Source organism: Gordonia sp. CPCC 206044, from assembly GCF_048537895.1.
GTDB lineage: Bacteria > Actinomycetota > Actinomycetes > Mycobacteriales > Mycobacteriaceae > Gordonia.
Genome location: NZ_JBCLVL010000003.1, coordinates 352,143 through 370,978, shown reverse-complemented (window position 1 = coordinate 370,978; position 18,836 = coordinate 352,143). Strand labels below are relative to the sequence as shown.

The 18,836-nt window shown below is 67.3% G+C and carries 15 protein-coding genes; 4 read left to right on the top strand and 11 right to left on the bottom strand.

Annotation, left to right across the window (positions count from 1 at the left end):
* Positions 1-5 precede the first annotated feature (5 nt).
* Complete coding sequence (locus AAFP35_RS06255) at positions 6-1,022, bottom strand: LacI family DNA-binding transcriptional regulator (protein ID WP_419220686.1); 1,017 nt, start codon at positions 1,020-1,022, stop codon at positions 6-8.
* A 95-nt stretch (positions 1,023-1,117) separates the two neighbouring features.
* On the opposite strand from AAFP35_RS06255, the gene AAFP35_RS06250 reads away from it, so the two are divergent.
* On the top strand, positions 1,118-2,215 hold the full coding sequence (locus AAFP35_RS06250) for a Gfo/Idh/MocA family oxidoreductase (RefSeq protein WP_419220685.1): 1,098 nt from the start codon (positions 1,118-1,120) through the stop codon (positions 2,213-2,215).
* Positions 2,215-2,991, top strand: a complete 777-nt coding sequence (locus tag AAFP35_RS06245; RefSeq protein ID WP_419220684.1) for a TIM barrel protein — start codon at positions 2,215-2,217, stop codon at positions 2,989-2,991. The genes AAFP35_RS06250 and AAFP35_RS06245 overlap by 1 nt, the downstream gene beginning before the upstream one ends.
* Before the next feature lie 28 nt (positions 2,992-3,019).
* Here the strand turns inward: AAFP35_RS06245 and AAFP35_RS06240 are convergent, their stop codons facing one another.
* Positions 3,020-3,898 carry a LysR family transcriptional regulator gene (locus AAFP35_RS06240; protein WP_419220683.1) on the bottom strand — a complete coding sequence of 293 codons (879 nt, stop codon included), beginning with the start codon at positions 3,896-3,898 and terminating at the stop codon, positions 3,020-3,022.
* A gap of 113 nt (positions 3,899-4,011) precedes the next feature.
* Between AAFP35_RS06240 and AAFP35_RS06235 the strand changes: the two genes are divergently transcribed.
* Positions 4,012-5,277, top strand: coding sequence for an MFS transporter (locus AAFP35_RS06235; protein WP_419220682.1), 1,266 nt, complete (start codon positions 4,012-4,014; stop codon positions 5,275-5,277).
* A gap of 174 nt (positions 5,278-5,451) precedes the next feature.
* Here AAFP35_RS06235 and AAFP35_RS06230 read toward each other — a convergent pair whose 3' ends face one another.
* The 9 genes from AAFP35_RS06230 to hpf all read right to left on the bottom strand — a co-directional run bounded on the left by AAFP35_RS06230 (position 5,452) and on the right by hpf (position 17,580).
* Positions 5,452-6,696, bottom strand: coding sequence for a fatty acid desaturase family protein (locus AAFP35_RS06230; RefSeq protein ID WP_419220681.1), 1,245 nt, complete (start codon positions 6,694-6,696; stop codon positions 5,452-5,454).
* A 170-nt stretch (positions 6,697-6,866) separates the two neighbouring features.
* On the bottom strand, positions 6,867-8,159 hold the full coding sequence (locus AAFP35_RS06225; RefSeq protein WP_419220680.1) for a fatty acid desaturase family protein: 1,293 nt from the start codon (positions 8,157-8,159) through the stop codon (positions 6,867-6,869).
* 223 nt (positions 8,160-8,382) lie between these two features.
* On the bottom strand, positions 8,383-9,474 hold the full coding sequence (locus tag AAFP35_RS06220; RefSeq protein WP_419220679.1) for a GNAT family N-acetyltransferase: 1,092 nt from the start codon (positions 9,472-9,474) through the stop codon (positions 8,383-8,385).
* Between the two features lie 121 nt (positions 9,475-9,595).
* Positions 9,596-10,801 carry a ferredoxin reductase gene (locus tag AAFP35_RS06215; RefSeq protein ID WP_419220678.1) on the bottom strand — a complete coding sequence of 402 codons (1,206 nt, stop codon included), beginning with the start codon at positions 10,799-10,801 and terminating at the stop codon, positions 9,596-9,598.
* A 90-nt stretch (positions 10,802-10,891) separates the two neighbouring features.
* Positions 10,892-11,458 carry a DUF6912 family protein gene (locus AAFP35_RS06210; RefSeq protein WP_419220677.1) on the bottom strand — a complete coding sequence of 189 codons (567 nt, stop codon included), beginning with the start codon at positions 11,456-11,458 and terminating at the stop codon, positions 10,892-10,894.
* Between the two features lie 66 nt (positions 11,459-11,524).
* The gene (locus AAFP35_RS06205) at positions 11,525-13,048 is read right to left on the bottom strand and encodes a wax ester/triacylglycerol synthase family O-acyltransferase (RefSeq protein WP_419220676.1); all 1,524 of its coding nucleotides are present in this window, start codon (positions 13,046-13,048) and stop codon (positions 11,525-11,527) included.
* A 111-nt stretch (positions 13,049-13,159) separates the two neighbouring features.
* Positions 13,160-13,789 carry an Rv3235 family protein gene (locus AAFP35_RS06200; RefSeq protein ID WP_419220675.1) on the bottom strand — a complete coding sequence of 210 codons (630 nt, stop codon included), beginning with the start codon at positions 13,787-13,789 and terminating at the stop codon, positions 13,160-13,162.
* Positions 13,790-13,829: 40 nt separating this feature from the next.
* On the bottom strand, positions 13,830-16,658 hold the full coding sequence (secA, locus tag AAFP35_RS06195; protein WP_419220674.1) for a preprotein translocase subunit SecA: 2,829 nt from the start codon (positions 16,656-16,658) through the stop codon (positions 13,830-13,832).
* Between the two features lie 109 nt (positions 16,659-16,767).
* On the bottom strand, positions 16,768-17,580 hold the full coding sequence (gene hpf / locus AAFP35_RS06190) for a ribosome hibernation-promoting factor, HPF/YfiA family (RefSeq protein WP_419220673.1): 813 nt from the start codon (positions 17,578-17,580) through the stop codon (positions 16,768-16,770).
* A gap of 474 nt (positions 17,581-18,054) precedes the next feature.
* On the opposite strand from hpf, the gene AAFP35_RS06185 reads away from it, so the two are divergent.
* Positions 18,055-18,819: a ComF family protein gene (locus AAFP35_RS06185; protein WP_419220672.1), complete on the top strand. Its 765-nt coding sequence runs from the start codon at positions 18,055-18,057 to the stop codon at positions 18,817-18,819.
* The last annotated feature ends 17 nt before the right edge of the window (positions 18,820-18,836 follow it).

Here is an 18,836-nt window from a genome sequence, read left to right as displayed (position 1 = left end):
GCGATTCACCTCGTCGAGCGGACCGATGAGGTCAATCGCGTCGTGGTGCTCCGCACCACGAGGTGGGGCCGCCGCACGATTGCGGGTGGCGGATCACCGGCGAGCATCGCGATCGCACCACGCACTGCATCGGTCGCGAGTTCGGCCGCATCCTGCGAGACCGTCGTCAACGGCACCGGCGCCGACGACGCCAGGCGGGCGTCGTCGTATCCGATCACCGAGACATCTTCGGGCACATGCAATCCCGCACGCAGCAGGGTGTCGACGACACCAGTGGCGCATTCGTCGTTGAAGGCGATCACCGCCGACGGCCGATCCGACTCGGCGAGGATCTCACGCATCGCCCGGGCACCGTCGATCTGTGCGAGACCACCGGGGACGATCTGTGCCGTCTCCCCGTGCTCGGCCATGGCCTGCCGGAATCCCACACGGCGTTCGTCCGCACTCGGGGCATCACCTCCGTCGATGTGCACGATGTCGCGATGGCCGAGGTCCACCAGATGCTCCACGGCGGCCGCGATCCCCGTCGTGTCGTCGGTACGGACGTAGCCGACGCCCGGGGCCGCGGTGCCGCGCGCGACCACGACGACCGGCATCTTGGCCGCCAACACCGCCAGGGCGTCGTCGTCGAGCCGTGACCCCAACAGGATCACCGAGTCGCAGCGTTCGCGGACCACCGTGTCGAGGGCCGCGGTCTCCGATCTACTCGGCGCGACAGCGCTGATCACCACGTCGTAGTCGAGTTCTCCGGCCGCTCGGTACACCTCCTCGACGAGATCGCCGTGGAACGGCTCACGCAGTTCGAAGATCACCCCGAGCAGGCGCGAGGACAGCTGACGCAACTTGCGCGCTCGCTGATCGGGGACATATCCCAACTCGTCGGCGATCCGCAGCACCCGTTCGCGCGTCTCGTCGCTGGCCCCCGGGGCGTTGCGCATCACGATCGAGACCAGGGCGACGCTCACCCCGGCCGCGCGCGCGACGTCGGTGAGTGTCGTCCGGCCTTCTCGTCCGCCGACCATGCTGACTCCCTTGACCCGATGTGACCTGCACCATTACTCTAACCTAGAACGTTCTACTAGAACGTTCTAGAACCTTCAGCATTCGGAGAATCCCCATGACGAGCCCGTTCCTCGCGGCCGATCGCCCGGTCGAGCCGACCCCACCAGTACGCGTCGCCACCGTGGGCGCCGGTCGGATCGGCACCAATCACACCGAATTGATAGCGCACCACGTGCACGGCGCCGTCGTCACCGCCGTCGCCGATCCCGTCGACGGGGCCGCCGACCGTCTCGCCGCCGCGGTGGGCGCGCCGACGGCCACCACCGACCTCGACGAGGTACTCGCCTCACCCGACGTCGATGCCGTCCTGATCACCGCACCGGCTCGCAGTCACAGCGAATTGGTCTGTCGGGCAGCCCGAGCCGGCAAACACGTGTTCTGCGAGAAGCCGATGGCGGTGAGTCTCGAGGAGGCCGACCGCGCCATCACCGCCGCACGCGACGCCTGCGTGGTCCTCCAGGTCGGATTCAACCGACGGTTCGCACCCGGATTCGCCGCTGCACGCCGCGCCGTCGATGACGGACGCGTCGGGACGCCGCAACTGCTGCGCTCGCTGACCCGCGATCCCGGTCCGTGGCATGGCGATCCCTCCCGGGTACCGCAGTGGACGATCTTTCTCGAGACGTTGATCCACGACTTCGACACCCTGTGCTTCCTGAACCCCGGGTCGGCACCCGTCGCGGTACATGCGTTCGCCGATGCGCTGATCCGCCCCGACGCCCGGGATGCCGGACATCTCGACACCGCGGTCGTCACGATCACCTTCGACAACGGGGCCATGGCGACGGCCGAGGCCAGCTTCTCAGCGCTGTATGGGTATGACGTACGCGGCGAGGTCTTCGGATCGGCCGGGATGGCGACTGCGGGCGACGGCCGCTCGACGGACATGACCTTCCACGGCCCGCGCGGCGTCGAGATCGACACCGCACGACGTGACACCGATCTGCTGCACACCGCCTACGTCGGCGAGCTGACCGCGTTCGTCGACGCGATCCGTCACGGCGACAGCGGTGTTCGATCCGCCACACCTGCCGTTCCCGACGGCTCGGATGCGCGCAAGGCCCTGCAGATCGCGCTGGCCGCGATCGAGAGCGTGCGGACCGGCGGTGCCGCGGTCGAGATCTCCGCGACGTCGACGGCCGGGGTGCGGTGATGGCAGGTCATCGCCTGGCGGCGAGTGCCGAGATGCTCTACCTCGACCGGCCGTTCGTCGACCGGGTGCGGGCGATCCACGAACGCGGACTGGCGGTGGAGATCTGGGACTGGTCGACCAAAGATGTCGACGCTCTCATCGGCACCGGCGCGTCGTTTGCGTCGATGACCGGATACCTCACCGGCAACCTGACGGAGGCGAGCGGCATCGCCGAACTCCTGGCGACCGCCGAACGCTCACTCGACGTGGCCGCCCGCCTGGACTGTCCGAGTCTCAACGTGCACGGGACCGGCCTGGGACCGGACGGGCTGCCGGTGCGGCCCGTCGAGGTGGTGACCCCGCAGATGTGGCTGACGGCGGCGGACACCCTGCGCAGGCTGGCCGATCTCGGTGAACGGCATGGGCGTGTGTTCACCCTCGAGAACCTCAACCTCGCGGTCGATCACCCGGGCACACCGTTCGCGGCCGCCGCAGACACCCTGGCCCTTGTCCAGGCCGTCGACTCCGAGCACCTGCGCATGAACCTCGACCTGTACCACGCGCAGATCGGCGAGGGCAATCTCATCGAACTGACCCGCACGGCAATGCCTTTCGTCGGCGAGATCCAGGTGGCCGACGTCCCGGGCCGATGCGAACCGGGCACCGGTGAGATCAACTATCCCGCAATCGCCGCCGCGCTGTCCGAACTCGACTACACGGGCGTCGTCGGATTGGAAAGTTGGGCTCGTTCGGATCCCGACACCGCACTCGATGCCTTCATCGCAGCCTTCTCCTGATCTCCCCGGCGAGCATCGTGTCGACCGATCACACCGGCCGAGCGAACTCGAGGACCGCGGACAGAACGGCACGGGCGGCGTTCGACGGCGTCCGCTCCGAACTGTGCGCGATCGCGATGTCCCACACGAGGGACTTGTCCGAGCAGGGCACGATCGCCGCGTCCGGTTCGGTCCGTGCCACCCCGAGCGGCACCAGGGTGACGCCGAAACCCTTGACCGCCAAGCTCATCCCGAAGGTCTGATCGGCCACCTCGATCGCGGTGCGGCGCATCGGGACCTCCCGGTCCACCAGGGCACGCGTACCCCAGCCGGGCGGATGGTCGATGGTCCGCTCATCGGCCAGGTCCGTCGTCCGAAATGACCCGGCCACCGCGAACCGATGATCGCGGGCGCACACCAGGACGAGTGGCTCCTGCGCGAGTCGGTGGACAACCAGACCCGGTGTCGGGTCGGGATGGGAACCGAGGAACGCGAGATCGAGAATCCCGGACCGGACCCCGACCACGTTGCCCGAACTGCCGCGCGGGTTCTGCCGCATGGCGATCGTGATCCCGGGATGGCGCCGATGCACCTCGGCGAAGGCCTCCGCCAGGGCTATCGACGTGACGTTGACCAGGGCTCCCACCACGACCTCGCCGTGGATGTCGCCGCGCACACCGTCGACCGCGTCGAAGATGTCCGCACGCGCGCGCACCGCCTCACGAGCGGGGCCGACGACGGCACGGCCGACGTCGGTGAGCACCAGCACGGTCGGCGTCCGGTCGAACAACCGCTCACCGATCTCGCGCTCCAGTTTCGCGACGCCCGTCGACACCGCCGACTGCACAACGTTGAGCGAGCGGGCGGCGGCCGTGAACGTGCTGTGGTCACAGCAGGCGAGAAAGTATTCGATCTGGCGCAGTTCCATCGTCACCCGTCCGACGCACGACCCGACGGCCGTCCATCTCGATTGTCGATGTACACATCGAAATCCATCGCTTTTCAGAATACGTACTGGCCTGGAATATGGTGTGCATGGTGATGACTTCCGTCGACAACTCCTCGAGCCGCACCCGGCTGAGCCGTGTCGTCGTGTTCCTCTTCGCGGTGACGGCAGGGTCGTCGGCCGGATGCCTCTACTACCTGCAGCCGTTGCTACACGAGATCAGCGTGGACTTCGGCGTCTCGACGACCACCGCCGGACTGCTCATCTCGACCACCCAGATCGGCTATCTGCTCGGGCTCGCGTTCGTGGTGCCCCTGGGCGATTTCGTGAATCGTAGGCGCCTGGTCACGGGACTGCTCGTGGTGTCCGGGATCGCGCTCGTCGCCGCGGGCGCGATGCCCACGTACGCGGGTCTGTTGATCATGATCTTCGCCGTCGGGGTCTCGGTGTCGGCCGCCCAGATCGTGGTGCCGTGGGCCGCATCGATCGCCGGCCCCGGCGAGCGCGGCGCCGTCGTCGGACATGTGATGAGCGGCCTGCTGGTGGGCATCCTGGCATCGCGCGTCGTCAGTGGTCTGGTCGCACAGGTCGGCGGCTGGCGTGTGGTCCTCGTCGTCGCCGCGGTGGTGCAGTTGGTGATGGCCGCACTGGTGTTCATGCGCGCCCCGGCCGCGCAATCGGGAACCGCCGGGTCCGGACAGAGTTATGGGCAGGTCCTCTCGTCGATCGTCACGCTGATCCGAACCCAGAATGTGTTGCGTCACCGCATGATCCTGGGCGGGCTCAACATGGCCGGCTTCTCCGCGATGTGGACGGCGATCGCCTTTCTCCTCGCGGGGTCGGGCGATTCCGACTACCAGTACTCCGAGGCAGCCATCGGGCTCTTCGGACTCGCCGGTATCGCCGGAGCACTCGGTGCCCCGTTGGTCGGCAGGTTCGCAGACCGTGGATTGGTGCGGCACATGCAGTACGGCGTGTGGGGCACGCAGATCCTCGGATGGCTGCTGCTCTGGGTCGGCGGCCATCATGTCGCGGTGCTGGTGATCGCGTTGCTGGTCTTTGACTTCGGCGTGCAGGGCGCGCAGCTGGCCAACCAGACGGGCGTGTATTCCCTTGACGATCAAGCGCGTTCACGCTTGACGACCGCCTACATGGTGGCCTATTTCGCGGGCGGTGTGGTCGGGTCGTCGATGGGCGGCTGGGCCTACCAGACCGGTGGTTGGACTCTCGTGTGCATCATCGGCGGTGCTTTCGGGGTGGCCGGTCTGGCGCTGTGGGCCGGTTTCGCAGTCGCCGAGCGCGATCATCCCATCCAGGGCAAGCACGCTCAGGCCAGACTGCGCGCCGGCACCACCGACTGAGCCCGGAGTCGGTGTCGCCGAGACGATCTGGGGCGCCACTCGGTAGCGGGGATCGCGCTCGGCGCGGACATCGATCATCGAGCTCGCGCCCGACGGCCCTGTTGTCTACAAGGCGCGACGGTGACTGTCTACGCGACGCGACGGTGACTGTCTACGCGACGCGACGGTGACTGTCTACGCGACGCGGCGGTGACCGAGTGCAGACTCGTCGGCACCGGCGGTCCGGCGCGCGGCCTTGCGGCGTCGCAGCTGGGCGATCGCCGTCTTGAGGCCTCGGGCACGCGGCAATCCGGCGAACCGCCGCTCGGATGCGGTCTCCGGTGCATCGTCGGCGCTGTCGCGGAGGAATCGGTCGGGCAGGGCCAGCTTGTTGATGGTCCGCAACGTCTGCAGGTACTGCACGAACAGCGAACCGGTCGTGTAGGGCAGGTCGTAGCGGTCGCAGATCTCCCGCACCCGCACACCGATCTCGGCGAGCCGGTTGCTCGGCAGGTCCGGGTACAGGTGATGCTCGATCTGGTAGCAGAGATTGCCGCTCAGGAACGCCATCGTGGGTCCCGCGTCGAAGTTGGCGGTCCCCAGCATCTGACGCAGATACCACTGCCCCTGGGTCTCGTCCTCGAGCGACTCGACGGTGAACTTCTCTGCGCCGTCGGGGAAATGCCCACAGAAGATGACCACATACGCCCACAGGTTGCGGATCACGTTGGCGGTGAGGTTGGCCGTCAACGTGTGCCGGAAGTTGGGACCGGTCAGCGCCGGGAAGAACACATAGTCTTTGGCGACCTGCTTGCCGATCTTGCGGACGAACTCCTTGATCTGCGGGATCGCGACGTCCTTCGGCTTGTCGCCGCTGATGACCTCTTTCAGCGCGAGATCGTGCAGGCCGATCCCCCATTCGAAGGTCGCGGCCAGCATGAGATTGAAGAACGGCTGGAACGCTCGGCGTGGTTCCCACGGTTCGTCGCGGGTCACCCGCAAGATCTTGTACCCGACGTCGTGGTCCATCCCGACGACGTTGGTGTACTTGTGATGGATGTAGTTGTGCGAGTGCTTCCAGTGGGGGGACGCGCACACCATGTCCCATTCCCAGGTCGTCGAATGGACCTCGGGATCGTTCATCCAATCCCACTGCCCGTGCATCACGTTGTGCCCGAGCTCCATGTTCTCGATGATCTTGGAGAGCGCCAGCGCCCCCGTGCCGAGCAGCCACAATGGGCGTCGGTGACTGCCGAGCAGTGCCAGGCGGCCGACGACCTCGAGGGCCCGGTGGGCCAGGATCGTGCGGTGCAGGTAGCGGACATCGCGCTCGCCGCGATCGGCCTCGATCTCCCGACGAAGTGCATCGAGTTCGGCACCCAATGCCTCGACGTCGGCGTCGGTCAGGTGGGCGTACTCATTGATATCGGTGATGGCCATCGGTCCCCATTATGCTCGCTCTGTCCGACCGCGCCGCATCTGCGCCCGTCAACGCCACAGCACCGCCCCCCGAGTGGGCACCGTCTCGCATCGAGCGGGCGCCCCGGCATCGGGTGTCGCAGCCCCCGGCGCCGAGCGGAGACGGTCCGGTTGGTCGCGCCACCCGATACTCAGGCGGCGCGGTCGGTGAGGGCATCGACGCGACGTCGGCCACGCAGACCACGGATCGCCGACCGCAGACCCCGGCGCCGGCCCGTCCGCGGGTCGATCGTCGAGCGCAGCTGCCCACCCGGGGCGAGTTCCTGCTTGAAGCGGCGTTCCGACGCCGTCTCCGGCGCATCGTCGGCCGTGGCGTTCAGATACTTGTTCGGCAGCGAGAGCTTGGCGATGGTGCGCCACGACTTGGCGTACTGGACCGGGAGCGAACCGGTCGTGTAGGGCAGGTCGTACTTCTCGCACAACGCCTGCACCCGCACCGCGATCTCCGGCAGGCGATTGCTCGGCAGGTCCGGGAAGATGTGGTGCTCGATCTGATACGACAGATTCCCGCTCATGAAACCCAGCACGGGCCCGGAACGGAAGTTCGCGCTGCCGAGCATCTGGCGCAGGTACCACTCCCCCCGGGTCTCACCGTCGACGTCCTGTTTGGTGAATTTCTCTGCGCCATCGGGGAAATGACCGCAGAAGATGACCGCGTTGGTCCACACGTTCCGGATCACGTTGGCCATCAGGTTCGCCGTGGCGGCCTTCCGGAACGCACGGCCGAATCCGACCCGACGGCCGTTGGCCGCACCCACCAGTGCCGGGTACACGACGTAGTCCTTGGCGACCTGCTTGCCGACCTTCTGGCCGACGTCGGCCAGGTCACGCTGGAACTGCTCCTTGGCCTCGGGCGTGCGCCGCTTCTTGCCCAGCTCGAGATGCTGTGCGGCGACACCGTATTCGAAGAGCAATGCCAGCAGGGTGTTGTATGCGATGTTGCCGAGATTGAAGGGGCGCCACCGCTGGTCCCTGGTGACCCGCAGAAGCCCGTAGCCCACGTCGTCGTCCATACCGAGCACGTTGGTGTACTTGTGGTGGATGTAGTTGTGGGTGTGCTTCCAGTGCGCCGACGGACCGGTGTTGTCCCACTCCCAGGTCGTCGAGTGGACCTCGGGATCGTTCATCCAATCCCACTGCCCGTGCATGACGTTGTGGCCGAGTTCCATGTTCTCGACGATCTTCGCCACGCCGAGCGCACCGGCCCCGGCCCACCACGCCGACCGCCGCGACGATCCGAAGATCAGCGCACGACCCGCGAGCTCGAGTCCGCGGTGGAAGCGGATCGTGTTGCGGATGTAGCGCGCATCGCGCTCCCCACGGTCGGCTTCGATGTCGGCTCGGATCGCATCGAGTTCCACACCGAGCACCTCGACGTCGGAAGCAGACAGGTGCGCGTACTCGGGGATGTCGGTGATGGCCATGGAGCTCCGTTCCCGTCGACCTACCATTCCGTAACTTACGCAAGCGTAGGTTGTCGGTCGCCGACTGTCCACCCCTCGCTCACGCACAGCCGGACACTGTGACCCACCCCACGTCGCGGCCACCGACGACGGTCCAGGGCACACCCGCGGAACCTGCGAGCAAAGATGTGTGCAGCTACCTCCGCGGGTGCACACAGGCTCCGCGTCGAGAGGCCCGCACCGATCAGCCGCGGAGCAGTTCGTAACCGATCAGATCCTCGACGTCGTCGCCGGACCGGGCCGCCGACGTCCGGTGCCCGATGCGGCGGAACCCCGCCGACCGCGCCACTGCGTTGCCACCGGCATTGCCCTGCGCGGTCCACAGGGCCAACGCGCCCACGTCGAGGACGTCGAAGGCGTGTCGCGCCACCGCAGGCAGGGCTTCGGTCAACACTCCACGACGCCGGGAGTCCGGGTGCGTGCAGAAACCCACATCGGCCGCGAGCACGTCATCGATGGCGAACAATGTGATGTCACCGAGGAAGCGGTCGTCGGCGCGATCGGCGATCGCCCACGAACACGCCTCGCCGCGGGCCGCGCGCCACCACTTGCGATGGCGCTCGCGTCGGGCATCGGCAAGAGTCAACGGCGACGGACGCTCGGACAGGTATCGACGGGTCGTCGGATCGTCGAGCATCTCCCGGATGCGCTCGTCGTCGGCCTCGACGGTGGGCCGCAGACGAAACCGATCGGTCTCGAAAGTGGTTGCGCGCCACACCGACTTCGGCGCGTAACGGTCACCGGCTCGAATGGACCCACTCCACGCATCGCAGATGTCGCCACGGATGTCGACTGCGTCGGGAAGGGTGGCGTGCAACGCGAAGCCGCAACGGTGCGCAACGCGCAGGCTGTCCTGATTGCCCGCCGCGCAGGTCCATGTCATCACCTGCCGTCCCGTGGCGAACGCATGGTCGAGGGCGAGAACGACCGCTCGTCGCATCACTCCCCGACCCCGCGCGTCGGGGTGCAGACCAAAACCGATGTCACCGATGGGCCCGGCGCCACGGACGTCGACGTTGCCCACGAACCGCCCCTCGAACTCGATGGCCCAACAACGGTTGGTGTCGGTGTCCCAGCCGTGCGGCAGGTCGTCGCGCAAGAAAGCCTCGGCGTCCGCGCGCCGGTACGGCGTGGGCACCGTGGTCCACCGGGTCATCTGCGCGTCCGACACGAACTCGAGCATGCGGTCGACGTCGTCGCGCCCGTGGGCGCGCAAGGTCACGACGCCGTCGGTGAGCACGGGAACGTTGGCGGGCCAGGCAAGTTCGGCATCCATCGGGCGCCACACTACCGGCCGACACCCGCGGAACCTGCGTGCAGAGATGTGTGCAGCTACATCCGCGGGGACGTGGAGACTCCGCGTTCACCGACGATGGGGGCGCGACACCCCTGCCGGATCAGACGTCGAGACTGCAGTCGCCGGCAGCCACACTCACGCAGGTCTGGATGCGCTCGCCCTCGACGTGCTCGACACCCGAACGCAGGTCTCGCACACACCCCTTGTCGAGCATCACCACGCAACTCTGGCAGATCCCCATCCGACACCCGAACGGCATGATCACCCCGGCCGACTCGCCTGCCTCCAGAAGCGTTGTGGCGCCGTCGGTCTCGGCCGTCTTGGCCGACCGACCGAACGTAACCGTCCCACCTTCGGCGCCCACCGCCCCACGCTCGAGCGCGAAGCGCTCGATATGCAGACGTCCGGCGACCCCGGCGTCGTCGAACATCGCGTGCAGGACGTCCAGGAAACCGCTGGGCCCACACGCCCATGTGGCACGCTCGTGCCAATCGGGCACCAGCTCGGCAAGCCGCTCAGCGGTCAGCTTGCCGTCGGTGCGGGTGTACTGCACGTGCAGATCGATGATGCCGTCAGCGGCCATCGCAGCGAGCTCGTCACCGAAGATCAGAGCTTCGGGCGCAGGGGTCGAATGGACGAGTCGGATGTCGGCGTGTTGCCCACGGTGACGGATCATGCGCAGCATCGAGATGATCGGGGTGATCCCACTACCCGCCGTCGCGAACAGGATCTTCGACGGCAGCGGATCGGGCAACACGAACTCGCCGCGCGGCGCCGCCAACCGCACCACCGTGCCCGGCTGCAGACCGTTCACCAGATGCGACGAGAGAAACCCCTCCGGCATGGCCTTGACGGTGATCGAAATCGTTCGGTCGCGCTCCGGCGCCGCACCCGCTCGCTCCGCTCCCGGCGCCCCACCCGACCGGCCCGCTCGCTCCGCTCCCGGCGCCCCACCCGACCGGCCCGCTCGCTCCGCTCCCGGCGCCGAGGTGAGCGAATAGGACCGCCACGTCCACCGCCCCTCCACGAGCACCCCGATGCCGACGTACTGCCCGGGCGTGTAGTCGAGCGAGAAACCCCACCCGGGTCGGATGCGGATCGTCGCCGAATCCTCCGATTCCGGGGTCACCGACACGACCTTGCCGCGCAACTCCCGTGCCGACCACAGCGGATTGGCGAGGTGCAGATAGTCGTCGGGCAGCAGCGGTGTGGTGATCCGCGTCAGCGCCGCGCGCGCCCACTGGGCTCCGCGACTACGGGCGGCGACACCGGCCACCGGCTCCTCGAAGCGCTCGCGCCACCCCACCTGCACACCACCTCACCGCGGTCGACGGACCGCACATCAACAAACCTACGCTTCCGTAGGTTACGCGACCAACGCGTGGGCGCAAACGCGTCAGAGGAGCTCGAGCAGGAAAGGCAACTCCTGCGTGGCGTACCACGCCAGGTCGAAGTCCTCGATGTCGCCGACGGCGAGTTCGGCATCCTGATCGCCGAGGTCCGCGGCATCGATCACCACCACCGCCGATCGGACCTTGTCCTCGGCCTCGGCGACGTCGACGTGCACCGAGGCGATCGAGCGCAGCGGGATCGGGCCGCCGACCCGCACCACCGCGTCATCGAGTTCAGGATGCAGCGCGACGTCGTCGACGTCGGCGGCCACCACCACCCGGCGCGGCGGAAGTCGCGGTGTGTCACCGGGTTTCGTGGTGAGTTCGTCGGCTTCGAGATCGGCCTCGGCGCGCGGGTCCCCCGGCTCCGGCTCCTCCCCCGCGAGCAGACGCAGCGACGCACGAGCCGCCTCGCGCATGGCCACCTCGGAGAGCTCCTCGTCGTCGCCGGCGAGAAAGGACTCGCGCAATGCCGGGGTGAGGGCGAAACCGGTGCCGCCGATCGCCCGGAACTCACCCGACTCGTTGAGTTCCATCAGCATCGCCAACGTCGCCGGCAGGAAGACCCTCATCGCACCCGTTCTCCTCATCGCACCAGATGTATCCAACGCCAACCAACACTATCGGCTCGCCGACGATCAGTCGGTCATGGAGAGCTCCTCATAAGACTCGGTGACATAGTCGGTCATCGCCGGCAGGTCGCTGAGCACACCGCGGTCGGCGATGAACGCGAACTGCAGCTTGTCGCGGTACTCGATGATGCTGACGGACAGGGCGCGCTGGGCCATCAACGTGGGGATCGCATACAGCTCGACGACGGGGAACCCGGCCACGAAGCGCGGTGCCAACGGTGCCGTCCCCAACGACACCGGGACGTTGTAGGCGCGACGATTCAGACTCCGGAAGGCCCGCGAACTGAACTCCGGGAACGGCACCACCCCGAGTTCGGGCAGCAGGGGCCGCGGCCCCATCGACAGGCGACGCGACGAATGCGAGAACCGGTTGGCCAGACCGGCCACCTGGGCCAGACGGACCGCGGGATTGTCTTCTCCCACCGGAAGATCGGTGACAAAGCTGGGCTTTCCGACGGTCACCCAGCGAGCTTCGGCGTCCAACCGTCGTTCCACCGCGGGGTCGCGAGCCGACAACGGCAGCACCACCCGGACGGTGTCACCGGATTGCACCGACTCGTCGAACGACAACATCCATCGCCGCATCACACCGGTGAGCACGGCGAGCTCCACGTCGTTGACCGTGCACTCGTAGCGCTCCGCGATCTTCGCGCACCCGCGCCGCGGGATCGACGCCACCGCGAAAGCTCGCGTGGACGTCGTCGCATTGTTCAGCGGACTCTGCGGCGCAGAATCGGTGAGTTGCTGGACGACGCTGCCCGCCCGACGCAGAACCCCTTCCGCGGTCGACCGCAGATCCGACACGATCGCGTTGCCGTGCATCACCGAGTCGACGAGATCACCGGGACGCGACAGCGCATCGGCGAGCGCACCGAGTGCCAAGGTCGTGGCGCCCGGCGGCGCCCCGGGCATCCAGATCTCCTCCGCCAACGGTTCGCTGTGACGGGACTCGTCGGTGATGACCTCACTGATCTCCAACTGGGCCTCTCCGTCGACGAGGCAGCGATGGGTCTTGGTGAGGATCGCCAACTTGCCGTCGGGCAGCCCCTCGATCAGATACATCTCCCACAGCGGCCGGGTCCGATCCAGCGGACGCGACATCACCCGGGCGATCAGGTCTTGCAACTGCGCGGTGTCGCCCGGTCGGGGTAGCCCGGAACGCCGGATGTGGAAGTTGATGTCGAAGTCGGGATCGTCCACCCAGACCGGCCGGGCGAGTCCGAGCGTGACCTCACGGACGATCTGCCGGTACCGCGGCACCAGTTGCAGCCGGTTCTCCACCAGCGCCACCAGACGCTGGTAGTCCAGCCCCGACGATGCGGACCCGTTGTCGGCGGCGGACCCTCGAGACGGTGCCTCACGAGCCGGTGCCCCACGAGATGATGCCGACGCCGCCTTGGTGCTGCGCTTCCCGGCGTCTCGTCGCACGCCCTCCGGGTCGACGATGAGCACGGCACCGAGGTGCGTGGTGGCGCTCGAGTCGTCCAGGAAGTAGAACATCGCGTCACGCGGGGACAGTCGATTCACCACGTCAACGACTCTAATGGCAGCGACGCCATCTATCCGGACTGTCGACACCGCGACGGGTCCCTTGGCCGGGCTTCGGCGCCCGAACGGGCACGTGAGCACCGCGACGCCACCTCAGGCGACACTGAAAGCAACCAATTGCCAACGATATTCGACAGTCCGAGCCAACCCCGCTCGGCGCCCGCCCGGGACCGAGCGAACCCGACGCGGCAGCTGTTCGATCCGGCCGGCAAAAGCCCGGACGCGCTCACCTCGTCGGTAGGTACCGAAGACCTCGGCCGCACCCGGCCCCCACATCTGGATGTGTACCCGACGCAACGACGCAGAATTGTCGCGTCCCGTAGACGCCGACGACGGGCCCGACCGCGCCTGGCCGGAGGCGCGCGCCAGGACCGAGATCTGATCGAACAGCCCCGCGGCGAGGGCTGGCTCGAGCTGATTGACGTTGCGGCGGCGGTCGAGCACCTCGAGGAGCAGGGTGAGAGTGCCGATGGCGAACCGTCGCGCATCGACGGTCGCCCGTTCCAACGCCGCAGCGCGACGAGCACGGACCGCAACGTCCGCAGCCCGATCTGCCGACTCGGTGGCCCGGTCACGGCAGGCCGTCCTCGGATCGACGGCCACACCGGCCGGTCGTGACGTGTCCGCGACGAGCGCCCGCGGTTCATACGGTGGGGCCGGGCGGATCAGAACTCGAGGCGTCTCCATGAGTATCGGACGCAGCGCAACCGCATCTGGTTCCACCGATCCGACGATTCACCCCGCCTACGGGCCGTGGTCGGGCTCAGCGACGACGCTTCTTCGACTTCGGCGGCTTCGCGCGGTCACCCTTCGCGGTCTCACGGGCGGCCGCACGACGCTCCCGACGGGACGCCGACACGAGGCTCGGGTCGTCGTGTTCCTCTTCCTCGGAATGCGACTGGGTGCCACCGCCCTCGGCGGGTCCCGAGTAGGTCATCGGCACCTCGGGCTGCTCGACGCCCACCGCTCGCAGGGCGGCCGGGGCCTCCTGACGGGGTTCGGGTGTCGGTGCCGGGGCCGGCGCGTCGGCGACCGCGGAGGCGACCTGCGCCAGCGACGGGACCGGCGGCGGGGCGGGAGCCGCGGCCTCGGTCTGCACCTGCACGTTGTAGAGGAAACCGAGCGCCTCCTCCTTCAGGCCGTCGAGCATGCCGTGGAACATGTCGAAGCCCTCGCGCTGGTACTCCACCACCGGGTCACGCTGCGCCATCGACCGCAGGTGGATGCCCTCACGCAGGTAGTCCATCTCGTAGAGGTGGTCCTGCCACTTGCGGTCGAGGACGGTCAGCAGGATGGAGCGTTCGAGCTGGCGCATCGCGCCCTCGCCCGCGATGCCCTCGATCTCCGTCTCGCGGTTCTCGTAGGCCTGGTGGGCGTCGGCGATGAGGGTTTCCTTCAACTCCTCTGCCGTGATGTCGTCGCGTTCGCCGAACTCGTTCTCCCCGACGACCTGCTTGGCGTCGAGTTCGATCGGGTACAGACTGCGCAACGCAGTCCACAGCTCGTCGAGGTCCCAGTCCTCGGCATAGCCCTCGGCGGTCGCACCCTCCACGTAGGCGCCGACGACGTCGTCGATCATCGTCTGCACCTGCTGGCCGATGTCCTCGCCCTCGAGGATGGTGCGGCGCTCGGCGTAGATGACCTTGCGCTGCTCGTTCATCACCTCGTCGTACTTCAGGACGTTCTTGCGGACCTCGAAGTTCTGCTGCTCGACCTGCGTCTGCGCACTGCGGATGGCCTTGGTGACCATCTTCGCCTCGATCGGCACGTCGTCGGGCAGGTTGACGCGGTTCATGATCGTCTCGAGTGCGGCGCCGTTGAACCGTCGCATGAGTTCGTCGCCGAGTGAGAGGTAGAACCTCGACTCGCCCGGGTCGCCCTGGCGGCCCGAACGGCCGCGCAGCTGGTTGTCGATACGCCGTGACTCGTGACGCTCGGTGCCCAGCACATAGAGTCCGCCTGCCGCCTTGACCGCCTCGGCCTCCTCGGCGGCGGCATTGCGGGCGGTCTCGATGGCCTCCGGCCAGGCGGCCTCGTATTCGTCGGGGGTGTTCACCGGGTCAAGACCGGCCTTGCGCAGGCGGGTGTCGGCGATGATGTCCGGATTACCGCCCAGCACGACGTCGGTGCCACGACCGGCCATATTGGTGGCCACCGTGACCGCACCCGTCCGGCCCGCCTCGGCGATGATCTGGGCTTCCTGCTCGTGGAACTTCGCGTTCAGCACGCTGTGCGGGATGTTCCGCTTCGTGAGCTGGCGCGACAAGTACTCGGAGCGCTCCACGCTGGTGGTACCGATCAGGACCGGCTGGCCCTTCTCGTGCGACTCGGTGATGTCGTCGACGACGGCGTCGAACTTCGCCTCTTCGGTCTTGTAGATCAGGTCGACCTGGTCCTTACGGACCATAGGGCGGTTCGTCGGGATCGGCAGCACACCGAGCTTGTAGATCTGATCGAACTCCGCGGCCTCGGTCTCGGCCGTACCGGTCATACCCGCGAGCTTGTCGTACATACGGAAGTAGTTCTGCAGCGTGATCGTGGCCAGCGTCTGGTTCTCGGCCTTGATCTCGACATGCTCCTTGGCCTCGATCGCCTGGTGCAGGCCCTCGTTGAAGCGACGCCCGTCGAGCACACGACCGGTGAACTCGTCGACGATCAGGACCTCACCGTTGCGGACGATGTAGTCCTTGTCGCGGTGGAAGAGTTCTTTCACCTTGATCGAGTTGTTGAGGTAGCTGACCAGCGGCGAGTTCGCGGCCTCGTACAGATTGTCGATCCCGAGCTGGTCTTCGACGAACTCGACGCCCGCCTCGTGCACGCCGATCGTCTTCTTCTTGATGTCGACCTCGTAGTGCACGTCTCGCTCGAGCAGCGGCGCGATGCGCGCGAACTCCGTGTACCACTTGCTCGAGCCCTCGGCGGGGCCGGAGATGATCAGCGGTGTGCGCGCCTCGTCGATGAGGATGGAGTCGACCTCGTCGACGATGGCGAAGTGATGGCCGCGCTGCACCAGATCGTTGAGATCGTGCGCCATGTTGTCGCGCAGGTAGTCGAACCCGAACTCGTTGTTGGTGCCGTAGGTGACGTCGGCGGCATACGCCTGCCGACGCTGGTCGGAGTTCATCCCGGTGAGGATGACCGCGGTGTCGAGACCGAGGAAGCGGTGCACGCGGCCCATCCACTCGGAGTCACGTTTGGCCAGGTAGTCGTTGACGGTGACGACGTGCACACCCCCACCGGACAACGCGTTGAGGTACGCCGGCAGCACACAGGTGAGGGTCTTGCCCTCACCGGTCTTCATCTCGGCGATGTTGCCGTAGTGCAGTGCGGCACCGCCCATGATCTGGACGTGGAAGTGCTTCTGCTCGAGCACACGCCATGCGGCCTCGCGGGCGACGGCGAACGCCTCCGGAAGCAGTTCGTCGAGGGACGCACCGTCGGTGTAGCGCTCCTTGAACTCGTCGGTCTTGGCGCGCAGTTCGGCGTCGGTCAGGTCCTCTACGTCACCGGACAGTCCTTCGACATGCGATGCGATGGCATCGAGTCGTTTGACCATCCGGCCTTCACCAACGCGCAGCAGCTTGTTCAGCACCGTTGATCGAGTCCCTCACTCATGTCGGCAACACACGAAATCCGGCCTGCATCTGAAGTACAGGCCGGATCCCATGGTACTCAGGTCGCCTGGGTGGCACCTGAGCGCATCACGCCAGACGGATCAATCCGTAGTCGAAGGCGTGGCGCCGGTAGACCACCGAGGGCTTGTCGCTCTCCTTGTCGTGGAACAGGAAGAAGTCGTGTCCGACCAGTTCCATCTCGTAGAGCGCGTCGTCGACCGACATCGGCACCGCCTCGTGCTCCTTCACACGCGCGATCCGGCCCGGTTCGTGATCCTCCACACCGTCGTCCCAGGTGCGCTCGGTGGAGCCGGAGTTGTCGGCTTCGAGCGGGCCGCGTAATTGGTTGTCGCGCAACGGAGGTGCGCCGATCTCGGTGGCCTCGGCGACCGAGATGGGACGCCGGTTGCCGTACGACACCCGACGACGGTTCTTGACCCTGCGCAGGCGCGCCTCGAGCTTGTCGAGGGCGGCCTCGAGCGCCGCGTAGAAATTCTCCCCACACGCCTGGGCACGGACCTTGGGCCCCTTGCCTATCGCGGTGATCTCCACCTGTTGACACAACTTGGACTGCCGACGATTGCGTTCGTGATTCAGCTCGACGTCGAAACGGAAGATGGCGGGGTCGAACCGCTCGAGTCGGGCGAGCTTGTCGCCGACGTATATGCGGTAATGGTCGGGGATCTCGACGTTACGGCCGCTGAAATCGATCTTGGCATTCGGTTGCGCCGGTTCGGCAGTCTCGTCGGCGCCGGGGGGACGGACGAAGGCGAATTTCGGATCGAACGCCTCGTCGTCCGCGGAGTTGCGTGTGGTGTCGGAGTCTCGCGGCGCGTCTGGGACGCGCGGGTCGCCGACCTTGGATTCGCGGTGGCCTTTCCGATGGATGACTGTTGACATATACAACTACCTCCTCCTGATGGTTCCCGGTCCTCCACGCGCGCCGGTGGCCGCAGGATCTGCCCACCCGGAATGGCGACATGCTGTCGCTGTGGGGCGTCAACCGCGAGATGCATCCGCATCACATGCCCGTCGTGGTCGCCGCTGGACCCCGGTTGTGGGATGGGCATTGCAGTGACGTGTCAGATCTGTTGTCGCACCGACGAATTCGTCGTAGGCCCGGAAATCGTGGCCGTGCCAGCCGACGGCTGACACCCAAGGACAGGGGCCTCACCTCCTCACCAGAAGCCGGCGGCAACCTGTTATGCCTCCGACGGTAGCCGGAAGTTTCCGAACAGGCCACGTTTCCACGCAACGTGGTGTGGATCCGCATCGATCGAGGGCGCCGTCGGGCTCCCGGCATCGGAGACCGGAACGGATGAGCTGGGCGAACACTCGGTGTGCACAACCCGCGATCATCCCCAGATTCGTCCGATGTGGCCGAAAACACCGGAGTCGACCGACGCCGGTGGCACCCTCGGCGAGGTGAGTCCGCATCCGAGGACGACCCGCATCGTCAGCCGGGTACACGAGGTCGCCCGATCGGGGTCGGATCTCGTCGTCCCGATCGTGTGTGGTGGATGCGCGGCACCGGGTATCGCATGGTGCGGCGACTGTGCGCAGGCGCTCTGCGACGACCCGATCGCTGTGCGCCCGCGCGTGGACGTCGGCGCCGCGGTGTGGGCGCTCGGCCCCTACCGCGGACCCCGTCGGGCGGCACTGATCGAGGCCAAGGAGCACGGTCGACGAGATCTACACAGGCCACTCGGCCGCGCGCTGGCACGCGGCATCGCCACACTCGCGCGCTGGGGAGAACTACCCGACGCCGAGGCGCTGCGTCTCGTCCCGGCCCCCACCCGCCGTTCCTCGGCGCGGCGGCGGGGCGGCGATCCGGTCACCGCGATGGCGCGGGCCGCCGCCGGATGCCTCGGGCCGCAGGTCACCGTGTCGCCGACACTGGTCACGTCGGGTAGCGCACGCGACTCGTCCGGGCTCGATGCCCGACAGCGGGTACACAATCTGGCCGGTGCGGTTCGGATGTGCGTTCGCCCCGATCAGGCGCGCCGAGTACTGGCCGGATCCACCGTCGTGCTCGTCGACGACATCCTCACCACCGGTGCGACCGCATCCGAATCGATCCGCGTCCTCACCGCGCACGGCATCGTGGTGCACGCCGTCGTCGTGGTGGCCGCCGCGTGACACGACCCCACGGCGGA